Annotated in this window: 19 protein-coding genes, 1 tRNA gene and 2 pseudogenes; 9 read left to right on the top strand and 13 right to left on the bottom strand. The window is 65.1% G+C overall.

From position 1 onward, the window contains the following. Window positions 1–108 precede the first annotated feature (108 nt). Window positions 109–1,038: a putative endonuclease domain-containing protein gene (locus QMG52_RS08755; RefSeq protein ID WP_283560034.1), complete on the top strand. Its 930-nt coding sequence runs from the start codon at window positions 109–111 to the stop codon at window positions 1,036–1,038. A gap of 48 nt (window positions 1,039–1,086) precedes the next feature. On the opposite strand, the gene QMG52_RS08750 is transcribed toward QMG52_RS08755, so the two are convergent. Both QMG52_RS08750 and QMG52_RS08745 read right to left on the bottom strand, forming a co-directional pair. Continuing rightward, on the bottom strand, window positions 1,087–2,082 hold the full coding sequence (locus QMG52_RS08750; protein WP_283560033.1) for a hypothetical protein: 996 nt from the start codon (window positions 2,080–2,082) through the stop codon (window positions 1,087–1,089). A gap of 102 nt (window positions 2,083–2,184) precedes the next feature. Continuing rightward, window positions 2,185–3,108, bottom strand: coding sequence for an AEC family transporter (locus QMG52_RS08745; RefSeq protein WP_283560032.1), 924 nt, complete (start codon window positions 3,106–3,108; stop codon window positions 2,185–2,187). A 161-nt stretch (window positions 3,109–3,269) separates the two neighbouring features. Here QMG52_RS08745 and QMG52_RS08740 point away from each other — a divergent pair, with 161 nt between their 5' ends. Continuing rightward, complete coding sequence (locus tag QMG52_RS08740; RefSeq protein ID WP_283560031.1) at window positions 3,270–4,175, top strand: NAD-dependent epimerase/dehydratase family protein; 906 nt, start codon at window positions 3,270–3,272, stop codon at window positions 4,173–4,175. Between the two features lie 115 nt (window positions 4,176–4,290). Further along, window positions 4,291–5,013, top strand: coding sequence for an SRPBCC family protein (locus tag QMG52_RS21920; protein WP_349361678.1), 723 nt, complete (start codon window positions 4,291–4,293; stop codon window positions 5,011–5,013). 35 nt (window positions 5,014–5,048) lie between these two features. Here QMG52_RS21920 and panD read toward each other — a convergent pair whose 3' ends face one another. After that, window positions 5,049–5,468 (bottom strand): aspartate 1-decarboxylase, encoded by a 420-nt coding sequence (gene panD, locus QMG52_RS08730; protein WP_283560030.1) that lies wholly within the window; start codon window positions 5,466–5,468, stop codon window positions 5,049–5,051. 49 nt (window positions 5,469–5,517) lie between these two features. Next, entirely contained in the window at window positions 5,518–6,381 is an 864-nt protein-coding gene (locus QMG52_RS08725) for a LysR substrate-binding domain-containing protein (RefSeq protein ID WP_283560125.1), read from the bottom strand. 134 nt (window positions 6,382–6,515) lie between these two features. Between QMG52_RS08725 and QMG52_RS08720 the strand changes: the two genes are divergently transcribed. After that, window positions 6,516–7,874 (top strand): MFS transporter, encoded by a 1,359-nt coding sequence (locus QMG52_RS08720; RefSeq protein WP_283560029.1) that lies wholly within the window; start codon window positions 6,516–6,518, stop codon window positions 7,872–7,874. 460 nt (window positions 7,875–8,334) lie between these two features. Beyond that, complete coding sequence (locus QMG52_RS08715; protein WP_283560028.1) at window positions 8,335–8,730, top strand: VOC family protein; 396 nt, start codon at window positions 8,335–8,337, stop codon at window positions 8,728–8,730. A 93-nt stretch (window positions 8,731–8,823) separates the two neighbouring features. On the opposite strand, the gene QMG52_RS08710 is transcribed toward QMG52_RS08715, so the two are convergent. Beyond that, a complete protein-coding gene (locus QMG52_RS08710) occupies window positions 8,824–9,975 on the bottom strand; it encodes a N(5)-(carboxyethyl)ornithine synthase (RefSeq protein WP_502920477.1) in 1,152 nt (383 codons plus the stop codon). A 17-nt stretch (window positions 9,976–9,992) separates the two neighbouring features. After that, a complete protein-coding gene (locus QMG52_RS08705) occupies window positions 9,993–10,127 on the bottom strand; it encodes a hypothetical protein (RefSeq protein ID WP_283560026.1) in 135 nt (44 codons plus the stop codon). Window positions 10,128–10,606: 479 nt separating this feature from the next. On the opposite strand from QMG52_RS08705, the gene QMG52_RS08700 reads away from it, so the two are divergent. After that, the gene (locus QMG52_RS08700) at window positions 10,607–10,774 is read left to right on the top strand and encodes a hypothetical protein (RefSeq protein ID WP_283560025.1); all 168 of its coding nucleotides are present in this window, start codon (window positions 10,607–10,609) and stop codon (window positions 10,772–10,774) included. On the opposite strand, the gene QMG52_RS22185 is transcribed toward QMG52_RS08700, so the two are convergent. The 5 genes from QMG52_RS22185 to QMG52_RS08680 all read right to left on the bottom strand — a co-directional run bounded on the left by QMG52_RS22185 (window position 10,716) and on the right by QMG52_RS08680 (window position 14,136). Beyond that, window positions 10,716–10,904, bottom strand: coding sequence for a hypothetical protein (locus QMG52_RS22185; protein ID WP_502920476.1), 189 nt, complete (start codon window positions 10,902–10,904; stop codon window positions 10,716–10,718). The genes QMG52_RS08700 and QMG52_RS22185 overlap by 59 nt on opposite strands. Window positions 10,905–11,674: 770 nt before the next feature. Continuing rightward, window positions 11,675–12,091, bottom strand: a complete 417-nt coding sequence (locus QMG52_RS08695; RefSeq protein WP_283560024.1) for a VOC family protein — start codon at window positions 12,089–12,091, stop codon at window positions 11,675–11,677. A gap of 78 nt (window positions 12,092–12,169) precedes the next feature. Further along, window positions 12,170–12,243, bottom strand: a tRNA-Gly gene (locus QMG52_RS08690). Between the two features lie 216 nt (window positions 12,244–12,459). Then, complete coding sequence (locus QMG52_RS08685; protein ID WP_283560023.1) at window positions 12,460–13,635, bottom strand: cation:proton antiporter; 1,176 nt, start codon at window positions 13,633–13,635, stop codon at window positions 12,460–12,462. An 18-nt stretch (window positions 13,636–13,653) separates the two neighbouring features. After that, window positions 13,654–14,136: a cation:proton antiporter regulatory subunit gene (locus QMG52_RS08680; protein WP_283560022.1), complete on the bottom strand. Its 483-nt coding sequence runs from the start codon at window positions 14,134–14,136 to the stop codon at window positions 13,654–13,656. Between the two features lie 160 nt (window positions 14,137–14,296). On the opposite strand from QMG52_RS08680, the gene kynA reads away from it, so the two are divergent. Both kynA and dcd read left to right on the top strand, forming a co-directional pair. Further along, window positions 14,297–15,178 (top strand): tryptophan 2,3-dioxygenase, encoded by an 882-nt coding sequence (gene kynA, locus QMG52_RS08675; protein WP_283560021.1) that lies wholly within the window; start codon window positions 14,297–14,299, stop codon window positions 15,176–15,178. 194 nt (window positions 15,179–15,372) lie between these two features. Then, window positions 15,373–15,948 carry a dCTP deaminase gene (gene dcd / locus QMG52_RS08670; protein ID WP_283560124.1) on the top strand — a complete coding sequence of 192 codons (576 nt, stop codon included), beginning with the start codon at window positions 15,373–15,375 and terminating at the stop codon, window positions 15,946–15,948. A gap of 107 nt (window positions 15,949–16,055) precedes the next feature. On the opposite strand, the gene QMG52_RS08665 is transcribed toward dcd, so the two are convergent. Beyond that, window positions 16,056–17,393, bottom strand: a complete 1,338-nt coding sequence (locus QMG52_RS08665) for an MFS transporter (protein WP_283560020.1) — start codon at window positions 17,391–17,393, stop codon at window positions 16,056–16,058. Between the two features lie 197 nt (window positions 17,394–17,590). Between QMG52_RS08665 and mbhE the strand changes: the two are divergent. Then, a pseudogene (mbhE, locus tag QMG52_RS08660) lies at window positions 17,591–18,499 on the top strand (hydrogen gas-evolving membrane-bound hydrogenase subunit E); the annotation flags it as partial. A 146-nt stretch (window positions 18,500–18,645) separates the two neighbouring features. On the opposite strand, the pseudogene QMG52_RS08655 reads toward mbhE, so the two are convergent. Then, a pseudogene (locus tag QMG52_RS08655) lies at window positions 18,646–18,878 on the bottom strand (IS1634 family transposase); the annotation flags it as partial.

Below are 18,878 nucleotides of genomic sequence, written 5' to 3'. Positions count from 1 at the left end.
CCCAATATCCGGTCATCCTCTCTCCACACCCTGCCCCGGTGGCGCAGCCGGGCACATAATGGCGGGCGATGCTGCCGCTCCGCGTTGCGGCTTGGAATGCTTGTCGGCATGGATGTTGAGCAGGTTCTGCGGAGCCTTGGTGGGGCGGCACGGACGGAAGCCCTTGTGCAGCGCGGTTTCACGACGGCACAGCTGGCCCGGGCGGTCGCGGGGAAGCAGGTGCAGACACGGGAGCGGGGGATTTTGGCGGTTCCCGGCGCCCCCGCCGCGTTCGTGCAGGCGCTGCGCCACCGCGGCGTGCTGACCTGTGCCTCCGCCGCCGGGCAGTATGGGCTGTGGGTGGTGGCGGAGCCTTGCCTTATACATCTTGCTGTCGGCAACGGTCTCCGCGGTCCGGAAACGGGGCCGCAACCGGTCCTGTACTCCGCACCCCGGGCCGGGCCGCACCCCGTTCCGTTGCCTGAACCGCGCACCGTGCTGCACGCGGCACCGCTGTCGTGCCCCGTTACTGGTGCGCCGGTGGCCGCGCTGGAAGACGTGCTGATCCATGCGCTTTTCTGCCTGCCCATACCGGAGTCCGTGGTCATGGTGGAATCGGCGGTGAATCAAGGACTTGTGGATCCGGAGGTTCTGCGTCGACATCTCCCGGCAAGTCGTGATGGGAAGGCCCGAACCGCGCTGGATCTGGTGGAGGAGGGGGCCGATTCGCCGTGGGAAACGCTGGCCAGAATCCTGTTCCGGCGGTTCGGATTCGAGGTTCAGGCCCAAAGCTGGGTCCACGGTGTGGGCGTGGTGCACTTTCTGATCGACGGTTATCTCGTCGCGGAGATCGTCGGATTGGAGCGCCGGCCGCCGGCCGGGCAATTCGCGTCTGCCCCATGGCGTGACGCGGCTGCCGGCATCTCCGGCCATGTGCTGCTGCGGATCCAGTACCCTGATGTCCTGTACCGACCGCAGCGGGTCGCGGAAAGGGTGCAGCTCGCGCTGCGCGCCCGAAGACCGACCCGGACGCGCCGCCCGACGCTGATGGCAGGTTAAAACGCGCGCCCGTGTCCCGCGGGGTGGCCATCCCGCTAACGCTTGTGGTCAATAATCCACGACGGGGGTGACGGTGACGCTCCCGCCGCCGGTATCCAATTTGGCGGTGAAGCCGAAGCTCTGCGCCTCTTCCACCGGTACCACCGCGCCCGTGTACAGCTGCTGTTCCTGGTAGCTCACCTGCGCCTTGACGGTCAGTGGAGCGATCACCCATTCCCCACCGTAGGCGGAGATCCCGACCGTTGGATAACTTTCGATGCTCCAGACCACCGGGGTGACAATCCGGTTGTCCGAATGATTGCTGAACGGGCAGCCGGCGGGAAGCAGCACCTGTTGTTTGGCGCAACCGTCCAGATACTGGTGGAGCTGGCTGTTGACATCGGCCATGAGTTTCGGCGACGGCGCCGTGTTCAGCTCGACGGCGGCGGGCTTGTCCCCTGCCGAAGTCACGGCGGTGGTGACCGACGGGGCCTGGAATAGTCCGCTCTGAAATGAGGCCTTGTACTGCCCCGGGTACAGGACCGAAAAAGTGCTCCGGCCCGACGGCATGGTGACCCCTACGCCGTTCAGTGAGGCGGTCGTTTCATTCACGACGGAAACATCGATGGTTGGCAGCGGAGCAGGAACAAACGTCCAGGTGCTGAAGAAGAGCCACCGGTTGCCGGCCGGTTCCAGCAGGAACTCGGTGCTGTGGTCGGCTCCGTCGATTTTGTAGCTGGCGGGGACTTTGACCCGGCCGTCTGCCTGCTCCTGAGGGTCCCCGATCTGCAGGTCCTCGATGGCCGCAGCCGCGCTCTTGAGTCCGCTGCCGTCCAGTACCGCGGGGTTGCCCGCGGGTACGGTCGCCTTGAGCAGGCCCAAGGCCTTGGCTCCGTCGCCATCGCGCAGGGCCTGGAGGTAATCGCGCACGGGCTGTTGCGGACCGAAATAGCTGGCATTTACCATCGTGATGGTGATGATCGCGGCGGCCACGGCCAGCATCAGTCCCAGCAGCCAGCCGGCCGCGATCCTCATGAGTCTGGTGCCGTTTTTCACTGTGTCCACGATACCCGCTGCTTCGGCGCGTTCTGCTGTCACCGCACTGCAGACTGAGGACGTGACCGGACGGCGGAGGGGTGCCTCTTAGGCCAGCAGGGCGGAAACGTCTTAGGCCAGCAGGGCGGAAACCAGGACCAGAATCGGGACCCCGACGGCGGTGGTCAGCAGCACGGTGTCCTTGGCCACCGCCACGCCCGATTTATAGCGGGAGGCAACAATAAAGACGTTCTGTGCCGTGGGTAAAGGGGCCAGTACGACGGCGGCAAATAGGGCGTGTCCGCGAAGATCCAGCAGGTAGCGGGCCAGGAAAAATGCGACGGCCGGCTGCAGCGCCAGCTTGACCGCGGAGGCCAGTAAGACATCAGTGCGGCCGTCGCTGTTCTGCAGGGGCCTTGAACCATGAAGGGAAATCCCGAAGGCGAGCAGCGCGCCGGGCACGGCCGCCCCGCCCAGCGCAATGAATGGCTGCATGACCAGATTCGGGGGCTGCCACCCGACTGCGGCGATCAGCAGTCCCAGCAGCGAGGCAATCAGCACCGGGTTCCTGGGTATCTGGCCCAGGAAAGTCCACAATGACGCGCGGCGCCGGCGACCGGCGTTGTCGAGCAGCAGCACGAAGAGCGGGGTGTAGAAGGCCAACTGGAAGATCAGCACCGGAGCTGCGAAGGAGGCGTCCCCGAGGACATATACCGCAATCGGAATACCGAGATAGGCGGCATTGACCAAGGACGCGGACATCGCACCGACCAGCGCCGTTCCGGTCGGGCGCTTGAGGACGACGCCGGCCACCAGCAGGTAGACCAGCGCCGCCGCAAAGGCGCTCAACGCGGCCACCAGCAGGGACGTGGAGAAAACGGCGCGCAGATCCGTGTGGCTCAGCGTCTGCAGCATCAGCGCCGGGGTGGCGACGAAGAACACCAGACGGCTGAGGATACGCTCGCCGTCCGGCCCGAGCACGTCGACGCGGCCCAGCAGATAACCCACCAGGATGACGACCCAGATGACGGAAAAACCCTGCAGAACGCCCAGCATGCTCAGGCGCCTTGGGCCGGTGAATCGGAAGTCAACGACCGGCCACCAGGACGCAGGACCCCAATAGACTGAAGATTGATAAGCAAAACGTCAATAAGGTGCACTGGCTCAGCCTAAGCTGAAGCCACCGAGGCGACGTCCCACACGACGGAAGGACCACCATGAAGACCATTGCGGTCACTGGAGCCCACGGCAAGGCGGGCCGTGCGGCCGTGACCGATCTGCTCGCCCACGACTATTCGGTGCATGCGAGCGACATAACCGGACCGGTCGGCCGTAATTCGGATCTGGGCTGTCCAACCATGCGCGTGGATCTGACCGATTACGGTCAGGCACTTCAGGCACTCAGCGGAACAGACGCCGTCGTCCATCTGGCCAATATCCCGGAACCGGGCATGTACCCGCCGGCGGAAACCATCAACCGCAACACGGCGGCGAACCAGAACGTTTTTTTGGCTGCGGCGGCGCTGCGGCTGGAGCGGGTGGTGTGGGCGTCGTCGGAAACCACCCTCGGGCTGCCCTTCGGCGGGAGCGACAAGGCGGGCGAGAGGGACGGTGAGCTGCACTATGCACCCGTTGATGAGGAGCATTTCCCCTATCCGAGCAGCGCCTACGCCCTCTCGAAGGTCCTCGGGGAGCAGGCCGCGGCGCATGTTTCCGGCTGGTCGGGCATCCCCTTTGTTGGCCTGCGTATTTCCAATATTTTCGCGCCGGAGGACTACGCCCGGGTTCCCGGCTTCTGGCCGGACGCGCCGTCGCGCCGCTGGAATCTCTGGGGCTACGTCGACGTGCGGGATGTCGCCGCAGCCTGCCGGAACGCCCTGGAAGCGGATACCACCGGATCCGAAAATGTCATCATAGCCGCCGCCGACACCATTATGGACCGGCCGTCGTCGGACCTGTTGGACGAGGTGTTTCCCGGCCTGGAGCGGCACGGGACCATCAGAGGCCATGAAACGTTGCTGAGTATTAAGGCCGCCCGCAGCCTGATCGGCTACCGCCCGGCCCATTCCTGGCGGGACGGCATTGCTGCCCGCGGCGCCGGTGCGGACGAACGCCCGGAGTAGGACACGAAGACCTCCCGGAACCTTGATCAGGGCCAGCGGCGCAGGTAGCGTGGAAAACGGGCGGCCGCACGGGGGCGCTTCGAAGCAGCCAACTGACCCTCCGGAAGGAGACATCGTGGCGACAGTACTGGAATCCATCGACGTAGGGGTGCCGGTCACGCGGGCCTACAACCAGTGGACGCAGTTCGCATCCTTTCCCGAATTTATGGACGGCGTGGAATCGATCACGCAGACCTCGGAAACCACCAACCATTGGGTGACGAACATCGGCGGCGTGCGGCGCGAGTTCGACGCTGTCATCACCGAACAGCACCCCGATGAGCGGGTGGCATGGAAGAGCGTGGACGGCAAATCCCATGCCGGCGTGGTGACGTTTCACCGCCTCGATGATGAGTCCGCCCGGGTAACCGTGCAGCTGGACTGGGATCCGGAGACATTCCTGGAGAAGGTCGGTTCGGCCCTTGGCGCGGATGACCGCCAGGTGAAGTCGGATCTGCGGCGGTTCAAGGATTTTATTGAGGGGCGCCGTTCGGAGACCGGCAGTTGGCGCGGAGACGTTTCAGCGCCGGACTCCGCTGCACATTCCAGGGCCGACGACGTCGGCACCGCGGGCGCGGCGGGCACAGGTACCGGGGCAATGGCCGGCGGCCTCGATAAGCCTTCCGGTGGCTTGGACAATCCGTCCATCGGAGCCGGCGGACCGGGTGCCGCCGAGTCGCATCCGAGCGCCCCGGGTTCGGCAGCTTCCAGCGTGCAGAACCCGACGGTGGACGATCCCGACACGCAGAATCCGGCGGTGGATGATCCCGATTCAGGGGGAGCCAGTTCCGCGCGGTAGCCGGACGCTTCGTTCTCGGCCCACAACGCTGCCCCTCAGCAGCGGTTGGTGGCCAGCGGAGGGCGGAGCAGGCCGGGGGTGACAGCCTCGGCGGGGTCCGTGCCCAGCCGCACGATCCGGTTACCGGCATCAACATGGACGACGGCGGGGACATAGTCGCGGGCCTCCGCCGTCGTCATTTGTGCGTAGGTGATCAGGATGACCAGGTCGCCAACCTGCACCAGATGGGCCGCGGGACCATTGATGCCCAGCACGCCGGAGCCTCGCTCACCCGGAATTGTGTACGTTTCCAGCCGGGCGCCGTTCGTGACGTCCACAATGGAGACCAATTCGCCGGGCAGAATATCGGCGGCATCCAGCAGGTCTTCGTCGACCGTTACGGAGCCGACATAATGCAGGTCCGCGTGAGTGACAGTGGCGCGGTGGATTTTGGATTTAAACATTGTTCTGTTCATAACGGGTAATTCTAACGCGACGGAATTCTCCGGGCTCAGGCTGACTCCCTTATTGCGTCCTCGTGTGCGGGGTGAGCTTACGCCCCATGATCGCCTGGGTCAGCGCATCCACGACTTCGGTATTTGCCAACGGATTGCGGATCAGCGTGAAATCCACGTCGCCTACCGGCGGCAAACTGAAGCGGCGGGTGATGACCTTCAGATCCTCCGGCACCAGCGAGGTCGGCATCACGGCGACTCCGATGCCGGCCCGCAGTGCGGCCAGCACGCCGCTGATCTGTTTGGTGCTGCAGGTGATCCGCCAGGTGCGGCCGGCCTGCTCCAGCGCATCGATGGCGAGTTTGCGGCTCAGGCTGGGGGCGGGGTAGGCAATCAGCGGCACCGGGGCGGCGGGTTCCAGCACGGTCTGTTCCAGCCCCACCCAAGAGAAGGAATCCTGTTTAACCACCACTCCCTCCTGCGCGCCCGACACCCACTTGATGAACACCAGGTCCAGCTGCCCGGCCTTGAGCCGGCGGTGCAATTGATCGCTTTGGCTGACGGTGAGTTCGAGGTTGATCTGCGGGTACAGCTGGCGGAATTCACGCAGGATCCGAGGCAGTCCGGTGATGGCCAGATCATCGGCGGTCCCGAACCGCAGCCGCCCACGCATCGCTGCGCCGGAAAAGTAGCGGGCCGCGTCTTCGTTGGCCGCCAGAATCGTGCGCGCAAATCCCGTCATGGCGTCCCCGTTGTCCGTCAGCCGGACCTCGCGGGTGTCCCGGGCCACGAGCTGACGCCCGGACTCGGTCTCAAGTTTCTTCACATGCTGGCTGACGGTGGGCTGGCTCAAGTGCAGCCGTTCCGCGGCCCGGGTGAAGCTTCCTGTCTCGGCGACAGCCAAAAAGCTGCGCAGCTGAGCCGGATCGAACAGCATCGGGAGCCTCCTCGTCGGCCTCTCATTACAAACCGTAATGGTACTTATAGACATCATGTCCTTTGGGAATACTAGCCCGCTCGCTAGGGTGGAATTTATTCCCGTAACGAAAAAACGACCTCAGGATTCTCTTGACACCCCCACCAGCGCTGCCCGGCGTTTCCACCCTGACCGCTCCAATTGACCTGGCCGCCCAACGTCCGCCGTGGCGCCAAACATTTTCCTCGCTGAAGGTACCCAACTTCAGGCTCTTCGCCGTGGCCCATCTGGTCGCTGTGATCGCGCTCTGGATGCAGCGGATCGCACAGGACTGGTTGGTGCTCCAGCTCTCCGGCAGCGTGACCGCCGTCGGCATTACGGTGGCGATGCAGTTCGCACCGTCGTTGCTGCTCATGCCGTTGGGCGGCATCATCGCCGACCGCTGCTCCAAGCGCATGATCCTCATGATCAGTCAGGGTGCCGCGGGCGTGCTGGCCGTGGTCATGGCCGTGCTCGCGCTCAGCGGCGCCATCCAGGTGTGGCACATCTACGGCATCGCCTTCCTGCTGGGCTTGGTCACCGTCGTCGACCAGCCGGCGCGTCAGGTTTTTGTCAACGAATTGGTAGGGCCGGTTCAGCTGCGCAATGCCATCAGCGTGAACTCCTCCATCTTCCAGATCGGCGCGATGATCGGACCGGCCATCAGCGGCGTGCTCATCAGCGCGGTGGGCGGCGGCTGGGCCTTCGCCGTGAATGCCCTGGCCTGTTTTTTCACGGTCGGCACGCTCGCCCGCCTGCGCACCAGGGATCTGCTCAGATCGGCGCCCGCCCCCAGATCCAAGGGCCAACTGCGCGAGGGGCTTGACTACGCGATGCGGAAACCGACCATCTTTTGGCCCGCCGTGATGGCAGGTTTCATTGCTGTTTTTGCCATGAGCCTGCCCGTGTTGATGGCGGCCCACGCAAATACTGTCTTTTATTCCGGCGCCGGCGGATACGGACTGCTGAACACGCTGGTGGCGGTCGGCGCGCTCGCCGGAGCGGTTGCCTCGACCCGGCGGCCCGTGCTGCGGCTGCGCACCGTCGTCGGGGCGGCCGGCGGTTATTGCATGCTGCTGGTCCTGGCGGCCGCCGCGCCGAGCATGTGGATCTTCTGCGCGGTGCTGGTGGCTGCCGGCTACGCGTCGCTGACCTTTCTGACCAGTTCCAACCAATTGGTGCAGATCTCCACCAATGTCCGGATACGTGGCCGCGTCATGAGCCTGTATATCATGGTGCTGATCGGCGGCCAGGCCATCGGCGGCCCGCTGATCGGCGCGCTCGCCGAGCACCTCGGACCGCAATGGGCCATGGTCGTCGCCGGAACGGTGCCGGGCGCCGCGGCGGCCGTGATCGCCGTTGTGCTGGCGCGGCGCGGCCATCTCACCCTCAGGGTTGACCGGAAGAGCCAACGGCGTCCAGTGCTGATCGTGCGGCGCAGGGAGACCGGGGAGCTTGGTACCGCGGGCTGAGCCCGGGACGCGTGGGACCGCGGGCGGGTAACCGTCCGCGCGCCGAGAGTGCGGCCCGAGAGTGCGCCGCACGATCAGCAGATTTCTCTATTTTGGCCGGTGCTTTGACGGCCTCGGGGGCTTAATCTGAAAGCGTCCATTCCGCGTTTCCGCCACCGGTCGTAGGCCCGGCTTCAGGACTGCCAAGAGAGGTAAGGGAAGCGCAGTCAGACCCCCACCGTCTGTTGTACATCCTGCTCTGAACGGTGCTGAGGTGACCGGCCTGATACCGGCGTCGTCGCCGTTCACGAGGACGCGCGGGGTCAAACATCAAGTCCCCTGCACTGGTCACCCGGCATCAGGACCCGCAGCTGTTCCCGGGTGTGGCCGCGGATCAGGGCCTGCCGTAGACAGCGCGCGCTGCGTGTTACGGCCGGGACTCGCGGAGTGCCGGTAGGGGACCAACGAGCAGGAGAATGTCATGGCACAGATAAGGGTCCGCTACATCGTTGATGACGTCGGGGCGGCCATTGCGTTTTACTGTCAGCAGCTGGACTTCAGCGAGGTGATGCATCCGGCACCAAGTTTCGCGATCATTCGCCGCGGCGCACTCCGGCTGCTGCTCAGTTCACCCAGTGCGGCCGGAGGCGGCGGCCAGTCCATGCCGGACGGGACACGGCCGGCTCCCGGCGGCTGGAACAGGATATCGCTGGACGTAGCCGACCTTCCGGCAACAGTGCAACGGCTGCGCGGCGCGGGAGTCCACTTCCGCAATGACATAGTCACCGGAATCGGCGGCAATCAGATTCTGCTGGAGGACCCGTCCGGAAATCCCGTCGAACTGTTCGAGCCGGTTTCCCAGCCCGGACAAGATTGACCGGGCGCGGTCCACCCACCCGTACCCTACCGGCACCGTCCGCCCGCACGGCACCCGCCCCACGCCGCGCAGGGGGTGGCGGAAGCCCCCGCGTCAGGGAACGGCCGGGTCCGCCTCGGTCAGGTGCGGGTACCCGGGTGAGCGGTGCTGAAAGCGGAGGGCGTTCTCGTTCAGGATGTGTCCGTCCTGGATTTCGATCGCGCGCCGGATCGTCTCATTGCCGGCCCACGCATCGGGGCCGGCCAGCACGGTCTCCAGGAACGGCAGCAGGGCCTCGCTGATTTCCCACGTTGCCGAGTTCCACAAATACGATGGGCTGTGGTCCACGGCGTAGTAGCCGACGTGGTCGCCGACCTCGAACATCGGTTCCGTGAACGTCGTCGACCGCGCCCAGCTGAAGCCCATGCCCTCATCACAGGAAACATCGATGATCAGACTACCGGGGCTGAAGGCGCCAAGATCCTCGGTGCGCAGGTACATCAGCGGCACGTTCGGATCCTGCAGCGTGCAGTTGACCACGATGTCGCTCGCCGCGAGGAACGGTGCCAGCGGCATCCGGCCCTCCTCGGTCAGCACATGGCTCAGATACGGAGCGGACTCGTCCTGATCGAACCGGACGATCTGGGCCGAATGGATGGGAGAGCCGACGGCGGCAACATCACGGCTGGTGAGCACCTGGACATCGTGGATTCCGTGCGCGTTCAGCGCGGTGATGGCGCCACGGGCCGTTGCCCCGAAACCAAGAACGACGGCGCTGAGCCGGCGCCCGTAATCGCCGGTAGACCCGGTCAGTGCCAGCGCATGCAGCACCGAACAGTATCCGGCCAGTTCATTGTTCTTATGAAAGACGTGAAGGCTGAACCCGCCATCGCTTGTCCAGTGGTTCATGGCTTCGAACGCGATCAGCGTCAGGCGCTTGTCGATGGCGAGCTGGGTGATCGCGCGGTCCTGTACGACGTGCGGCCAGCCCCAGAGGATTTGGCCATCGCGCAACTCGACCAGGTCCTCCGGCTGAGGTTTCGGCAGCAGCACAACGTCAGCAGCGGCAATCAGCTCTTCGCGGCTGGCGATCCGGCCCACTAAGGGCTTTAGCTGCTCATCGGAGAGACCAAAGGGCTCGCCGTAGCCGTGTTCCAGAATGATGTTTCTGCTGATTCCGGCGTTGATGCGCTCCAGATGCAGCGGATGAATCGGAAGGCGGCGCTCGTCAGGCTTGCGTGATGTTGCCAGAACACCCAGCGTCATACCGCCCGCTGACGCAATCACTTCTTTTTGGTTGCCGCGATTTTATCCACCGGGCTGGCAGAGGCTTCGGTGGCCCGCTTTTCTGCGCGCTTTTCCTTGATGGACTTGCCGGGCTTTTTTGCTGAGGATTTTCCTGGGGATTTGTCTGCCATGATCACTCCTAAAGGGAACCGAAATGGTCCGTGTGACTGACCATACACGCTAAGTGCTGCGGAGTCCCACGCCGGTCTGGGCCGTGGACACGACGACAGGCGGCTCTTTCATTAGTTGACGCCGGCGGCCAGCCCCGTGCTCGGCAACCCCGGCAGCAGCGCCCGGGGCGGTCCGTCGTCGAACGTTATGTCCGTGGTGTTCAGGACGACGGCGGCACGCGCCGCCCGCGCCCGCCGCCCGCGCCAGGAACGGCGAGAAGGGCCGGGCGCCTACCGACATGAGTCTCAACACGGGCAGCGGTGTCCGCTTGGTCGACCCCGCACTCCCGGCCGCGGCGTGCAGCGCTCGGGAGAGCTCGTTCAGGGTCAGGTTGAGGCCGCCCCGGTTGATTAATTGCCCGCGGGAAGCAGGATCCTGCAGGGCGTCTGCCGCCTTCCCCCGGCTCCAAAAAGAACCGGGCGGCCGTTATGGCGCCGCCATGGACACTAAAGATGACGACACCGGCCATTTCGTGGGCGTCGCCATCGCGCCGGGTGCCGGTCATCAGCCACTCGGACCATACGTCAACGGCGCCCTTTCCTTCGCCGTCAACGGCGGCGTTCCGGCCGCCGTCGTCCTCTCCCCCCCGCCTTTCCCCGGCCGTTGACGGCGGTGCCCAGCAGGCGTGTACCCAGATCCGGGACGGCGGAAAAGATGTGGGCCCAGTTGGTGTGGACCTGGTCGCGCCCGGAGAAGCCGCGCAGCGGATGGGCCGGAGTTTCGTTGACGTAGTCCACCGCAAAGCAGGCGGCGACGGCGTCGGGATCGTGGGCATTTGTTGCCTCCAAAAGACCGCTGACCGCGGCCAGCGGAGCCGCTTCCGACCGTTGCGTCCGGTTCCATCCGGAGCCTCCGGCAAATATTGGATACAGTTATTTGTATCCAATAAGGAGTGTAGCATTTTGCCCCCAGCCGTCAATGAAAAACGTCCCTCCGAGGCCGCCAGCCGCCGGGCTCGTAGCAGAGCGCAACCGGGAGGTGATCCTGGCGGCTCGGCGCCTGCTGCTCTCCGGCGGATATGGCCCGACGACGATAGCGGCCATCGCGGCGGCGGTGTCGCCGGAAACCGTTCACAAGGCGTACGGAGGTAAGCCCGGGCTGGTGCGGGGGATCCATGCACAGAGCGTGTTGGGCGGGGGTTCGGTTCCGGCGGAGATCCGCTCCGCGGCTCATCCGCGAGGCCGCCGCGGCCGGGGACCCGGAGATGGCGGCATTGCAGGACGAGGTGGGCGCGGCCCGCTACGAACGCATGCTGCACAACGCCCGGACCATGGCCGCGCGGGGGCTGCTCGCGGAGGGCCTCACCACCGCCCGGGCGGCGGATGTGATGTGGACCTACACCGCTCCGGAATTGTACGAGAACCTGGTGCTCACGCGGGAGGTGGACCGCGGCGGAGTTCGGCGCGTTTGTCGGCAAGGCTCTGGCGGCCGCACTGCTGGATTGACTGCGGAACTGAGCCGCGCCGGCCGGTGCCGAACTGCACCGGCCGGCGATCCACCGCCGCACCTACGCCTTCGGCGCGAAGAGCTCCAAAGCGATATTGTCCGGGTCCCTGAATTCCAGGATGTAACCGACGCCGATGTCCTTGATTCCTTCGTGGGTGACACCGCTGCGGTCCAACTGGGCCGCCGCTGCCTCGAGCTCCGCCTTCGACTGGACGGCGAAGCTGGCATGGTCCAGACCCACACGGTCTTCATCGAAGCTGTCCTTACCGACCGGACGCAGTCCAAACAGGGAATCACCGAGTTGGTAGACCACCCCGCCGAAGAGCCAGCCCAGCTGTTCGCGGGTGGCATCATCCGCACCAGCGGGCACCTCGAAGGCCACTGGCAGGCCAAAGATTTCATCGTAGAAAGCCCGCGACCGGTCTATATCGGAGACGGTCAAGCGGATATGGGCAAACGCGCGCGTGGGGATCGTCATCTTCCCGATAGTGCCACGGGAAAACCGGCGCGGCAAGGGGCCTGATCGACGTGGCGGTGGGGCAGACCGCGTGAGAAGTGGAGCGGGCGACGGGAATCGGACCCGCGTATCAAGCTTGGGAAGCTAGCGCTCTACCATTGAGCTACGCCCGCACTGGAGGGAAACCCTCAGACAGCAATGACCACATTACCTCATTCTGCGGGTCGTTTTGCGCACCCCCGACCGGGAATCAGCAGCTGGATGCACCTTCCCAATCCGATCCGCGGCGCCGGCTGGGCATGGTAAACCCCGTGCCGTGCCGTCGTCGTCGTCGTTGGTCAGCGGTAAGTAGCGGTCAGCGCGCGCCCGCAGTGGTCGCGGTTGGCGAGTCAGAGGGCCGGGACGGGCTCGCGCTGGAATAGCGTGACCAGCGGTTCGACGTAGCGGGCCGCAATGGGGCCGAAAACCGCCATGATGAGCACGTAGGTGGTGGCCAGCGCGGCCAGGTCTTTGGGCACGCTGCCGGCCGCGACGGCTAGACCGGCAATGACAATGGAGAATTCGCCGCGGGCAATCAGGGCCGCACCGGCGCGTGCCCGACCCAGCCTGCGGATGCCCTGCCGGCTGGCGGCCCACCAGCCGGTGGCGATTTTGGTCACCGAAGTCACGGCGGCCAGCAGCAGGGCGAATCCGAGTACCGGCGGAATGGACGCGGGGTCCGTGTTGAGGCCGAAGACAACGAAGAACATGGCCGCGAACAGGTCGCGCAGGGGCTCCAGCACGCGCGTGGCGTTGTTGGCGGTGGCGCCGGAAATGGCGATGCCGAGCAGGAACGCGCCGACGGCGGCGGAGACCTGCATGGCCGAGGCCAGGCCGGCGATCAGCAGCGCGGCTCCGAGCAGCTTGAGCAGAAAGGTTTCGCGGTCCGGACTGTCGATGATCGCCGAGACCAGGTGGCCGAATTTCAGTGCCAGTACGAGCACCACCGTCACCACGGCCAGGGCTACGCCCACAGCGGTCAGCCCGCCAGCGATCGAAACTCCGGAGAGCACGGCGGTCAGGACCGGAAGATAGGCCGCCATGGCCAGGTCCTCGATCACCAGGATAGACAAAATCACCGGGGTTTCGCGGTTACCGAGCCGTCCGAGGTCGCTAAGGACCTTGGCGATAATTCCGGAGGAGGAGATATAGGTGACGCCCGCCATCACCAGCGCACCCACCGGGCCCCAGCCCAGCAGCAAGGCGACCGCGGCGCCGGGGGCCATGTTGAGCACCAGATCCACCACTCCGGCCAGCCAGGATTGTTTAAGCCCGGTCACCAGCTCGTTGGCCGTATATTCCAATCCCAACATCAGCAGCAGGAGAACCACGCCGATCTCGCTGGCGATGTGGCCGAAGTCTTCGATCCCGCCGAAGTCGATCAGGCCGCCGTGGCCGAACGCCAGGCCGCCGAGAAGGTACAGGGGCACGGGGGACATGCCGATCATCCCGGCGAGCCGCCCCAGGACGCCGAGTCCGAAAAAGACGATGCCGAGCTGAATGAGCGAGAGCGTAGTGTCGTTCACAGGGGGAAGCCGCGCCTCCTATTTGGACTGCAGGATGTCTGCCGCCGCGGCCAGGCCGGAGTCGGTGCCGACAATGACAACGACATCGCCGGAGAGCAGAAGCTGATCCGGCCGCGGGGAGGCGATGACGCTTCCCTGCCGGAGGATGGCGACGACGGACGCGCCGGTGTGGGTCCGCATCTGGGTGTCACCGAGCGTGCCGCCGGCGAAGCGCGCGCTATCGTGGACGAGGAACTGCTGGGTGCTTACCCCGGGCAGATCCTTCTGTTCCGCGGACAGCTGGGCGATCAGCTTGGTACCTCCGAGCAGGCCACCCAATGCGGCCGATTCGTCGGCGCTGAGCGGGATGGACGCGGCGCAGGCGTCTGGGTCATCGAGTCTGGAGACGATGAGTTCCGTCTGACCGTCGCGGTGCGTGACCACGCCAACGCGTCGGCCTGTGGTCAGCGTGAGCTCTCTGCGGACGCCGATCCCCGGCAGCGGGGTTTCTACAATGTTCATGGGACTACCTTAGTCGTGCGTTGAACCGTCGGTCCTTGCTGGACCGGTGCTAGATATAACAGCGCTCGGGCCGCCAATAGTCCGCCGTCGTCCCCGCCGGTCCATCCGCCCACCGGCGTAGGCTGAAGCACGGCAATGACGCTCATATTAAGGACTGGCTGTGGCGGTAAAGAAGAATACGCGGAAGATTGAATCCGGCATCGAAACGGACTTCCGGGACAAGATGAGCTACGGCTCCTACCTGGCGCTCGATGAACTGCTCTCCGCCCAGCATCCGGTCAGCCGGCCCGAACATCACGACGAGATGCTCTTCATCATCCAGCACCAGACCTCCGAGCTCTGGCTCAAGCTGGTGCTGCATGAGCTCCGGGCGGTGCGGCAGGCGCTGATGGCTGATGATCTGCGCATGGCTATGAAGGGGATAGCCCGGATCAAGCACATCCAGCGGAGCCTGACCGAGCAATGGTCCGTGCTGGCCACCTTGACCCCGTCGGAATATGCCCAGTTCCGTGGTGATTTGGGGGCCGCGTCCGGTTTTCAGTCCGCCCAGTACCGCGCGGTGGAGTTTCTGCTGGGCAATAAAAACGCCGGAATGCTCAAGGTCTTTGCCTCGGACCCCGCCGCGCATGCGGTGCTTGAAGAGCTGTTGGGACAGAGCAGCATCTATGACGAATTCATCCGGCTGCTGGGCCGGCGCGGCTTCGCGGTTCCCGTCGAGCTGCTGGAACGGGACTTCACCACGGCACACGTCTTCAATGACGAGCTGGTCCAGTTGTACCGGGCAATCTACGAGAACCCGGCGGACAACTGGGATCTCTATGAGGCCTGCGAGGAACTGGTCGACCTGGAGGATAATTTCCAGCTCTGGCGGTTCCGGCATATGAAGACCGTCCTGCGGACCATCGGCATGAAGACCGGAACCGGCGGCTCTTCGGGCGTGGAATTCCTGCAGCGCGCCCTGGAGCTGACCTTCTTTCCCGAGCTCTATGCGGTCCGCACAGAAATCGGTGCCATCACCGCGGAGTCACGCAGCAGCCGGTGAAGGTTTGACCAGGTTCCGGACCGACTCGCCGGCTGTTTCGTGACACTCGCAATTTTCCCCGCCCGCCGGGTCCAATGTGGTCAAACCTTGACCAGGGCGGCGGTGGCGGCCCCTTACCTGCCGCGCTTTGGCTCCGCCGTCGCATCCTACCGGCGCGCTGCTCTGCGGGGAGTCGGATGCGCTAACTTTAGATGGTGCTCATCTCAGACCGCGACATCCGTGCCGAAATTGACGCCAAGCGCATTGTCTTGGACCCCTACGATCCCACCATGGTGCAGCCATCCAGCATCGACGTGCGGATTGACCGGCTGTTCCGATTGTTCGACAACCACAAGTACGCGCACATAGATCCGGCCGAGGACCAGCCGGATCTGACCCGTCTGGTGGAGGTCGCCCCCGATGAGCCGTTCATTCTGCATCCCGGGGAGTTTGTGCTCGGCTCAACCTTCGAGGCCGTGACGCTGCCGGACGATATTGCGGCCCGGCTGGAGGGCAAATCCTCGTTGGGGCGGCTGGGGCTGCTGACGCACTCGACGGCCGGTTTCATTGATCCCGGATTCTCGGGCCACGTGACGCTGGAGCTGTCCAATGTGGCCACACTGCCGATCAAGCTCTGGCCGGGGATGAAGATCGGTCAGCTGTGCTTCTTCCGGCTGAGCTCACCCGCCGAGCACCCCTACGGCAGCGGGGAATACGGCAACCGCTATCAGGGCCAGCGGGGCCCCACCGCGTCCCGTTCCTTCCAGAACTTCCATATCACCGCCATCTGACTCTTTCCCTCACCGGCCCCGGCCCAACTAGGTAGCAGCAGGTGCACCCAAAACGCGCTTTGGGTGCACCTGCTGCTACCTAGTTGGGGAGGGGAAGGCGACCGGGGTTAGGTCGGGGCCGGGGCGGGGATGTGGTGCTCGGGAGCCTTGACGGGGAGCAGCAGGAGCAGCCCCGCCAAGAGCACGATGAGGATGCCGGAGATGCCCCAGCGCTGGGAGCCGAACCAGACGATGAACAGCCCGAAGAGCATCGGCGCGAGGAAGGACACCGCGCGCCCGGTGGTGGCGTAAAGCCCGAAAAGTTCGCCCTCCTGGCCGGCCGGGGCCAGCCTGCCGATAAAGGTGCGCGCGGAGGACTGCGCCGGCCCGACGAAGAGGGACAGCAGCAGGCCGAAGATCCAGAACACCGTCTTGCCCTGCAGGAAGAGCAGTACCGTCCCGGAGCCGAGCAACCCCACAAGTGAGATGACGATGACGGTTTTAGGCCCGAGCCGATCATCGAGGAACCCGGCTGAAATGGCGCCGACGGCGGCGACGACGTTGCCGGCGATCGCGAAGATCAGCACGTCGCCCTTCGCGAAGCCGAAGCTGCCGACGGCGATCACGGCGCCGAAGGTGAAGATCGCGGCCAGTCCGTCGCGGAAGATGGCACTGCTCATCAGGAAGTACAGCGTGTGCCGCTGGGTCCGCCACAGCCTGGCGATCGTGGCGAAGAGATCCAGATAGGAGCGGACGAGACCGACCCTGGTCTGTGCCGGATCGGCCTTGGATTCCGGCACCGACAGCAGCACCGGGATGGAGAAAATGATGATCCACGCCGCGGAGAACAACGCCACCACCCGGTAGGTCATCCCGTCGTCGTCGGTGATGCCGAAGATGCCCACCTTGGGTGCGATCAACCCGTAGTAGACGATCAGCAGCGCCACAATGCCGCCCAGATAGCCGGCGGACCAGCCGATTCCGCTGATCCGGCCGATGGTGGCACGGGTGGAAATCTGCAGCAGCATGGCGTTGTAATTGACCGAGGCGAGCTCGGCAAAAACATGTCCCGCGGCAATGGCCAGGCAACCGAAGAGCAGATAGGACTCATGCGGCTGGACGAAAAAGCAGCTCGCCGTGAGGGCCGCCACCATCAGCGTGTTCACCCCGAGCCACAGCCGCCGCCGGCCGCTGCGGTCCGAGCGCTGGCCGGTCACCGGGGCAAAAAGCGCGATGGCGAGCCCGGAAACGGACAGCGCAAAGGCCAGCACGGCTGAGGCATGATCGGAACCGCCGAAGGCATCCCCGGTGAGGTACAGCGCGGTGAATATGAAGGTGGTCATCACGGCGTTGAATGCCGCCGACCCCCAGTCCCAGGATGCCCACGCGATGATCTGGCCCTTCGTGGCAGGGGCCTTGGCCTCGGCAAGACCGGAATAACCGGCCGCCGGTGTGAGCTCACTCATAGCCAAAATGCTATACGTCCCCGGGGTCCCGCGCAGCACGGCGCGGCAAACGGCGGCTGAAATACATGCCTGCGCGGGCACATGTGCTCCGGCCGGCGCAGCAGGGTTGGTAAACTGGACGCGACGGACAGGCTACGGCCGCCCGGTTGGCGCAGAAACGACAAATGACCCCCAGTATTGCGGAGCCGATCGTGTCGCACCGCTGGATCCGTCTGCTGCTCGGGGCGGCGTTCGGAACCACGATGATTTTCGTTGCCCTCGCCGCGATGGGCTCCCGCGTCGACAGTCCCGTTTCGCTGGCCTTTCCGAAGCTGGCATATGAGGGCGGCGGCGGGCTGAACATTGTCAACGTCACGCTGGTCGACATCCGCGCCTGGGACACGTTCGGAGAAATCTCGGTACTGGACATTGCCGCCATCGGCGTCGCCAGCCTGATTTTTGTGCGCGGACGCGGAGACCGGCTGCCGCGCGCGGCAACGGTGAAGACCGGGAGTGTGGGCCGGGTCCGGGGGAAGTCCGGCGGCGAGCACCCGGATGTCCGCGCCGAACTCGCGCGCCGGTTCACTGCGGTGTCCCGGGACCCGTGGCTCGTGGCCGGGCGGACGCTGGCTCCGGAGCGGCGCTCGATCATCGTCGAAGTCATCACCCGGCTGTTGTTCCACAGCCTGATCATCTTCTCCGTGTACCTGCTGCTGACTGGCCACAATGGTCCGGGCGGCGGGTTTGCAGGCGGCCTCATGGTAGGGCTGGCGTTGACCATCCGTTATCTGGCCGGCGGCAGGTTTGAACTGGCGGAGTCCTCCCGGGTCAGCGCCGGCTGGATGCTCGGGAGCGGGCTGGGCCTCGCGGCATGTTCCGCGCTGGCCCCGCTGCTGCTGGGTGGCCAGGTGTTCCAGAGCGCCATTCTCGGGCTCTACCTTCCGGTCTTCGGCGACATCAAATTCGTCACTTCAACTCTTTTCGACATCGGTGTCTACATGGTCGTGGTCGGCCTGGTGATGGATGTGCTGCGCAGTCTGGGGGCGGAAATCGACCAGCATGAAGAGGACCCCGGATCCGGCGGGGCTCCGGCCATGGAGAACGAATCGCTGGAGGTGGGCCCGTGAAGGCGAACATGACGCTACTGCTGGTGATGGGCGTGCTGTACGCAGCCGGTATCTAGCCCGAAGTTACGTGGGTGGTGACGTGGGAAATCCCCGCCGTCCTTGACTTCCGGCGGGGATTTCGTGGTTTTGGGGTTTCTTCCTTCTGTCTACTTCAGGTTTAGCGGGACGGTTTGGCCGATGAGTTCGTAGGCACGGCGCTGGATGGGTGTTGGGGCCGCGAGCGTCGGGACTGCGGGCATCGTGGTGTCGGTTCCGTAACGGATGTCGTTGCGGGTCAGGGTGGCGAGGTGTTCGAGCAGGGCCCGGAAACTGTAGGCAGGGGCCCCGTCGGCGGTGGTCCGCCGGCTGGCTTTGGTCTGCGCGGCGGTGGAGCGTTGTG

This window comes from Paenarthrobacter sp. PH39-S1, from assembly GCF_030063245.1.
Classification (GTDB): Bacteria; Actinomycetota; Actinomycetes; order Actinomycetales; family Micrococcaceae; genus Arthrobacter_M.
Note: the sequence above shows the minus strand (reverse complement) of the source record. Positions and strands in the feature narration are given on the sequence as shown.